Here is a 7,243-nt window from a genome sequence, read left to right as displayed (position 1 = left end):
GCCTTTACATTGAGCCTGTCGAAATGTGTCGAAGTGCCGCCCCCAAACCCCCCGCGCATTAGTTTTTCGGTGGGATGCTTACACGCAGCCGCTGACGCATCTGTAATAATTTGAGAGTCACTCCACTCCCAGGAGTGCCTTTCCTGATATGTGGCCTATACTCAACGGATTTAGTATGATTGACGAATTTGCCTTATTTCAGCTTCTATTTTCAAGTCAGGAGATAGGAGTCAGGAGATAGGAGATAGGAGACTTTTTTATTTATTCTCCCCACACCCTACACCCTACACCCCACACCCTACACCCCACACCCTACACCCTCTTTCAAGTCAGAGCTTTTGTCGATCCTAGAACTTTGTGATTGATCGAGACTCCTTGCTATACTATACCTCTGACACTGGCTTTCCTCATTGGTGCAGAATGCAACCCACAGACTCGAATAAATTTACCGAACAAGCTTGGGATTCGATCGTTAAATCGCAAGAAATTGCGCGACGCTTTAAAAATCAGACCTTAGAGGTGGAACACGTTATTATTGCCCTCCTAGAGCAGAATAACGGTCTAGCCACCCGGATTTTACAAAAAGCTAATATAGAAATTCCCCGACTGCAACAACAGCTAGAAGTCTTCACCAACCGACAGCCGAAAGTGGCCATCGTCGATCAATTATACCTAGGTCGTGGTCTTGATCTGTTACTCGATCGCGCGGAAGCATCCCGGGAAAGTTGGCAAGATAAATTTATCTCCGTCGAACATCTTCTCGTCGGTTTTGCCGAAGATGAAAGGGTGGGCCGGAAATGTTTACGCACTTTCAATCTTGACCCCCAAGATTTAGAATTAGCCATCAAAGCGATTCGCGGTACTCAAAAGGTTACTGAACCCAATCAAGAGGAAAAATACGAAGCTTTAGATAAATATGGCCGGGATTTAACAGCAGCGGCCAAAGAAGGCAAATTAGACCCGGTTATCGGTCGTGATGAAGAAATTCGACGGGTGGTACAAGTCCTCTCGCGACGGTCGAAAAATAACCCGGTTTTAATCGGTGAACCGGGGGTAGGAAAAACCGCTATCGCTGAAGGATTGGCCCAAAGGATTGTTAACGGAGATGTTCCCGAATCTTTGAAAAATCGTCAGTTAATTTCCCTCGATATGGGAAGTTTAATCGCTGGGGCAAAATATCGAGGCGAATTTGAGGAAAGATTGCGGTCAGTCATGAAAGAAGTTACCCAATCAGAAGGGCGAATTATTCTCTTTATCGATGAACTGCATACCGTTGTCGGTGCGGGTTCTAGGGAAGGGGGATCGATGGATGCGGGCAACTTATTAAAACCTATGTTAGCTCGGGGGGAATTGCGCTGTATTGGGGCGACAACTTTAGATGAATATCGCAATCATATTGAAAAAGACCCCGCTTTAGAAAGACGTTTTCAACAGGTTTATATTAAGGAACCTTCCGTGGAGGATACTATCTCAATTCTCCGGGGTTTAAAAGAACGTTATGAGGTGCATCATGGGGTGACAATTACCGATTCGGCCCTAGTGGCAGCAGCTACCCTATCCCATCGTTATATTAGCGATCGTTTTTTACCAGATAAAGCGATCGATTTAGTCGATGAAGCGGCGGCCAAATTAGAGGTAGAAAGTACCACTAAACCCGCCGATTTGGAAATGATAGATCGTCGCTTAATGCAGTTACAAATGGAAAAATTCTCCTTAGAAAAAGAGGAGAAAAAAGATCGAGCTTTTCAAGAGCGTTTAGAAAGAATTATCGAAGAAATTGAGGAATTAGAAAGTAAACAAAAGCCCCTCGCTGACCAATGGCAAACGGAGAAACATATCGCCGAGGAAATTAAATTGTTACGAGAGGAAGAAGAACAATTGCGCCTACAGGTGGAACAGGCGGAACGGGCTTATGATCTCAATAAAGCGGCCCAATTAAAGTATGGCAAACTAGAAATTTTACAGGGGGAATTAGAAGTAAAAGAAAAAGAACTAGAAACGATTCAAGTTGCCGGGGCAACCCTGTTAAGACAACAAGTCACCGATGCCGATATCGCCGAAATAGTTGCCCGTTGGACGGGAATTCCAGTCAATCGTTTAATGGAATCGGAACGACAAAAATTATTAGAATTAGAGTCTCATTTACAGAAAAAAGTTGTCGGACAAAATGAAGCGGTCACGGCAGTAGCGGCGGCGATTCGACGCGCACGCGCGGGAATGAAAGATCCCTCCCGTCCGATTGGTTCATTCCTATTTATGGGACCCACAGGAGTGGGTAAAACCGAGTTAGCGCGGGCCTTGGCGGGGTTACTGTTCGACTCCGAGGAAGCCATGGTTCGCATCGATATGTCGGAATACATGGAAAAACACGCGGTTTCGCGGTTAATCGGCGCGCCTCCGGGTTATGTGGGTTACGAGGAAGGGGGACAACTATCGGAAGCGGTGCGTCGTCGTCCCTATTCTGTGGTTTTATTGGATGAAGTGGAGAAAGCCCATCGCGATGTTTTTAACATTTTATTACAAGTGCTTGACGATGGGCGCATTACCGACTCTCAGGGGCGAGTGGTGGATTTTCGGAATACGATTATCGTCATGACCAGTAATATTGGCAGTGACCATATTTTAAATGTTTCCGAAGATGCCGATTATGAGGAGATGCGGAAACGGGTTTTAACAGCTTTGCGGAGTCATTTTCGTCCCGAATTTTTGAATCGTATCGACGATTTAATTATTTTCCATACCCTCAAAAAAGAAGAATTGCGTTACATTGTTCGTCTGCAATTACAGCGTCTGGAAAGATTATTAGCAGAACAAAAAATCAATCTAGAATTAACTGCGGCAGCAGAAGATCATATCGTTACTGTTGGTTACGATCCTACCTACGGTGCGCGACCTTTAAAACGTGCTATCCAACGGGAGTTAGAGAATCCTTTAGCCACAAAAATTCTCGAACAAGCTTTTATGGAAGGGGATACGGTAGTAATTGATTGTCTGGATGAAGTGTTAAGTTTTAGCAAAAAGGAGCTAAAAAAGGAAGGGACAACATTAGAATTAGCCGTGGTTAACCTCAGTTCAGATTAAAACCAGACCGGGGATATATTCCCCCTCTGATGCTAAATCCTGTTGAAAAAGTATAGGAGAGTGAGAACTGGGTTTTTAAAGTTCGATTGGGAGTTAATCACACTATTAAAAACGGATTTAGTCTGAGAAGTTAATTTTGTCCGATTACTTACCATAAAAGCCAAAAATGCCCGAAAAAAATTCCTATATTTTCCCTCGATCGGTTAGTCTAGTAACATCCCCCCAAAAGAAAAATTTCCTCAAATTTTTTTATGAAGTGCATCGGTTGTCCCAAATGTAGTGGACAGTTACACCAAGTCATCTACCGACAGATAGAAGTTGATCGCTGTGATCATTGTCAGGGAATCTGGTTCGATCGTTTAGAAGCGGAAAAATTGAAACAGATTAAGGGTTCGGAATCTCTAGACAAATGTACTAAACCAAGAAATAAACAGCGATCGCCAGTCTCCGCTTGTCCCCATTGTCGTCAACAGATGTTGAGAATGTTAGACATCGATAAACACGCGATTTGGTACGAAAAGTGCGCTCGTTGTCAGGGAATCTGGTTAGAAGCGGGTCAATTCAGCCAATATAAACCGAATTTTGCTTCAAAAGGGGTTATAGATTTAGCTAAACAGGTTTTACATATCTAGCTGACTGCCTATTGCTGTAACTGATGACCACAGCTACTACAAAATCGGACTTTACTGACGGTTTTTGTGTCTCCCATACTCATATTTCAGCTCTCCCATTTGCATTTCCATGAGGGCAAAATTCATCGACATATTGCCCATTTTCATCGGTTGCATCGGTTGCATCGGTGAGGAGGAGAAACTGGTAGCAGTGGTCGATTGAGAGGATTGAGAAACTCCAGAGGTATGAGGGGAGGAAAAACCGATACTGCTTCCTTGAATTTGGATTCTGTGGGTTCTGGTTTCAGTGATAATTTCAATAATCGCCCCTTGGGGAATTATCTCTATTTGGGGTCTGCTGAAAAAGTCGTTCAAAGAATTATGCTATTAAGTGCCAATAATTTGTCACCTAAGGGATAAGTTTTAATTGAGTCAAATAACTTTTAACATAATTTTTATTAAAGCTTTAGCGACATTTTATCGCTCTTCTGGGACTTTAGGTGAGATGGAATAGAAAAAAAGCCCTGAAATCAAGAGGTGGTATATGGTTAAGCCACGTCGCGCCCAACCAACCGTGAAATTTATTGATGACTACTGCGAAGCTGATCGAGACTTATTTCCAGAAGTCAGAACCTTTGAATATTTTAAGTATCTGCATCTGGGGATGATTTCAGATATAAAAAGAAAAACTTTACCAGTGATCGCTAAAGTAGTAGGATGAGAAGATGCCGAAGGCTTAGATCATTTTTTAACTGAGTCGCCCTGGTCAGTAGAAGAATTAAAAGAGCGGAGATTAGAAATAGTTTTAAACCTGTTAAATGGAGAAGAAATCACTGTTATTATCGACGAAACAGGAGACAAAAAGAAAGGGAGGACAACCGATTATGTCAAAAGACAATACATTGGTAATCTGGGAAAAATAGAGAACGGAATTGTCGCTGTAACAGCCTGGGGATTATTTCGAGGAATGACGTTCCCTTTAATAGCTAAGGTCTATAAGCTGCGAGAAAAATTAAAAGAAGGATATGAATACAAAAGTAAGCCAAAAATTGGAGGAGAGATCATTCAATAACTGAAAGAGATGGGGTTTAAAATCAAGCTAGTATTAGCAGATAGTGAGTAGGGTGAAAGTGAGGAAAATTTTGTTAGTATTTTAAATGAAGAAAAACTAGACTTTGTTCTGGCGATTCGCAGCAATCACGGAGTATGGTTGCCATCAGGGCAAAGGGTAAGATGCAATAAATGGCGAGATTTCGAGAGAGTATTTTCAACAGACAAGACAGAATAAAGATACATAAGGGAGATTATTTTCGGAAAGAAAAAAGAAATTAGATATTGGGAAGTGACCGATAACAAAGAAACATTGCCCAAGAACTCAACTTGGTATATTATGACCAAAATACCAAAGATAAATTACAAGAAAGTAGGCAACTTATACGGGTTAAGAAACTGGGTGGAGTACGGATTAAAGCAAAGCAAAAACGAATTAGGCTGGGCAGATTTTCGAGTAACTGACTATAGTCGAATTGAGAAATGGTGGGAAATAGTCATGAGTGCTTACTTAATGGTAAGCCTACAGTCAGAAGAATTAAAGGAATCGAGAGAAGCTAGTTTAGATTTAGCTAAACACGCTCAAGAAGAAATAAAAAACCATCCTGGTTGGGATAAGGGAAAAGGCTGGAAAAATATTCTAAATAATTTACGATTATTTATTCAAACTTTGTGCTATTTCAATCTATTAAAGCCTTGATTAGTCGTTGTCTTTAAACCTCAAAAATTCGCTTGTTTTGTCGGTTGTTTTTCCAGCTTAATCAGTTCATAAATTCTCTGTTAGAGAAGATTTTTCCGCACAATTCCTATTTCTCTTCTGCCTAGAGTCCCAGAAGAGCGATAATTATGATTGCTTCACCTGTAATGTTCTCGATTATTAATTCCAAACACGATAGATCAAGATTAAATGACTATTGTTCTGCAAAATTAGAGGACAAACTACTTAGGGAACAAAATCCCATCTCGCCAGTTTCCATTGCCAAAGGTTCTGAATCTGTTCAGGATATTTTGCTAAACCAAATTGAGCTAAAATTATCTGACTAATTACTGCATTAAAGTTTGTGGGAAAGCGTAATTGTTCCTGTGCATGATCCAAAAAAAATGTTTTACAATAGCGACCTAATTGTTTTTCTAGTTGGACAAGTTGTTTTAATAAATCAGGAATTTCCCACAGGCGATCGCGATGACTAAATTTCAGTAATTTTACCGCATTTTGAAAATGGCTACCCTCATCCTCAGTACAGGACAAAAAGCTTGAAAAGTAGGCGAGAGTAGGGTTTTATGAGAAATAGAACCAATCTCTAAAACCATATAAATCAGTATAGCGCCTTAAAGCAAGCCCTTAAACCCCATCTGGCATGGCATGGAGCCAGGCTCTCGTTTCTAGCACTGTTCCTACTAGCCTTAATTAAAGTCAAAACCGTCAATCTGAGCGAGTTAGCAGTAGGATTTGGAGGTAAAGCCCTCAAAGAATCCAACTACAAGAGATTACAACGCTTTTTCCGCAACTTCGAGCTTGATTATTCTGAAATTGCGAAAATTGTCGTGGGTTGGTTGAAGCTCCCCCAGCCTTGGGTGTTGAGTCTTGACCGGACTACCTGGGAGTAGGTCCCGCATTGCTACAACATCCTGACTGTAGGCATAGTCCACGAAGGAGTCGCCATTCCCATCTTGTGGTGGCTGCTCAAGAAAAAGGGAAACTCCAACAGTGATGAGCGTATGCGGTTCATTGAGGCGATCTTCAAAATTTTTCCCAACGCGAGAATTCGTTGTCTGTGTGCTGACCGAGAGTTTATTGGTCAAGCTTGGCTGCGCTATCTTCTGCTCGAACCGTCTCTGTCTTTCCGGTTAAGGATTCGGGCTACCGACAAGATTGAGCGAAATGGAAAAGCCTTGCCTGCCAAAGTCGTCTTCGCCCATCTGGCTATCGGAGAATCTCAGCAATTGCCAGGCGATTGTCGGGTTTGGGGCAATCGGGTCTCCCTGGAAGCCTTGCGTTTGGAGGATGGAGACCTCTTAATAGTCATTGCTCCCCCACATACAGTCGGACTGGTAAGCGATTACGCTCTGCGCTGGGGCATTGAAACCCTTTTTGGCATTTTCAAGACTCGTGGTTTTTGTTGGGAATCGACTCATTTTACTGACCCCGAACGCCTGCGTCAACTTTTTGCTCTGTTGACTTTAGCTTTGGTCTGGTCTCTCAAGACTGGCTTGTGGCTTCATCAACTTCATCCGATTCGGCTCAAAAAACATGGTCGTCGTAGCCAAAGTCTTTTTCGCTTAGTGGGACTTAAACAAATTTCAAGCCCAAACAAAGCCAGTTTCGGCCTTGTTTGGGCTTAAATTTTGTTTAAGTCCCAATAGAGGCATTAGGGGAGTTACCAGTACGCCAGTGTTTCACAGTAGATGCTCTACACAATCAAAGGGAGACAGCAGCCGCCATCATGGAAGCCAATCACGATTACCTGATGGCGGTCAAAGAAAATCAGCCGAGCCTATAC

The 7,243-nt window shown here is 42.3% G+C and carries 3 protein-coding genes and 3 pseudogenes; 4 read left to right on the top strand and 2 right to left on the bottom strand.

Translation table 11 applies throughout. The annotated features are described in order from the left end of the window. Positions 1–420: 420 nt before the first annotated feature. Both clpB and O9334_RS19290 read left to right on the top strand, forming a co-directional pair. Complete coding sequence (gene clpB, locus O9334_RS19295; RefSeq protein ID WP_045358687.1) at positions 421–3,081, top strand: ATP-dependent chaperone ClpB; 2,661 nt, start codon at positions 421–423, stop codon at positions 3,079–3,081. Positions 3,082–3,332: 251 nt separating this feature from the next. Further along, positions 3,333–3,713: a zf-TFIIB domain-containing protein gene (locus O9334_RS19290; RefSeq protein WP_045358688.1), complete on the top strand. Its 381-nt coding sequence runs from the start codon at positions 3,333–3,335 to the stop codon at positions 3,711–3,713. 8 nt (positions 3,714–3,721) lie between these two features. Here O9334_RS19290 and O9334_RS19285 read toward each other — a convergent pair. After that, positions 3,722–4,046: pseudogene (locus tag O9334_RS19285) on the bottom strand (zinc ribbon domain-containing protein); the annotation flags it as partial. 310 nt (positions 4,047–4,356) lie between these two features. On the opposite strand from O9334_RS19285, the pseudogene O9334_RS19280 reads away from it, so the two are divergent. Continuing rightward, positions 4,357–5,442, top strand: a pseudogene (locus tag O9334_RS19280) (IS701 family transposase). 243 nt (positions 5,443–5,685) lie between these two features. Here O9334_RS19280 and O9334_RS19275 read toward each other — a convergent pair. Beyond that, entirely contained in the window at positions 5,686–5,991 is a 306-nt protein-coding gene (locus O9334_RS19275; RefSeq protein ID WP_190381301.1) for a hypothetical protein, read from the bottom strand. Between the two features lie 62 nt (positions 5,992–6,053). Between O9334_RS19275 and O9334_RS19270 the strand changes: the two are divergent. Continuing rightward, positions 6,054–7,085: pseudogene (locus O9334_RS19270) on the top strand (IS4 family transposase). Positions 7,086–7,243 lie beyond the last annotated feature (158 nt).

The organism is Microcystis sp. LE19-8.1F (assembly GCF_027531715.1).
In the GTDB taxonomy this organism is placed as follows: Bacteria; Cyanobacteriota; Cyanobacteriia; order Cyanobacteriales; family Microcystaceae; genus Microcystis; species Microcystis wesenbergii_A.
The sequence above is the reverse complement of the archived record's forward strand: the minus strand, read 5'-3'. Positions and strand labels throughout refer to the sequence as shown.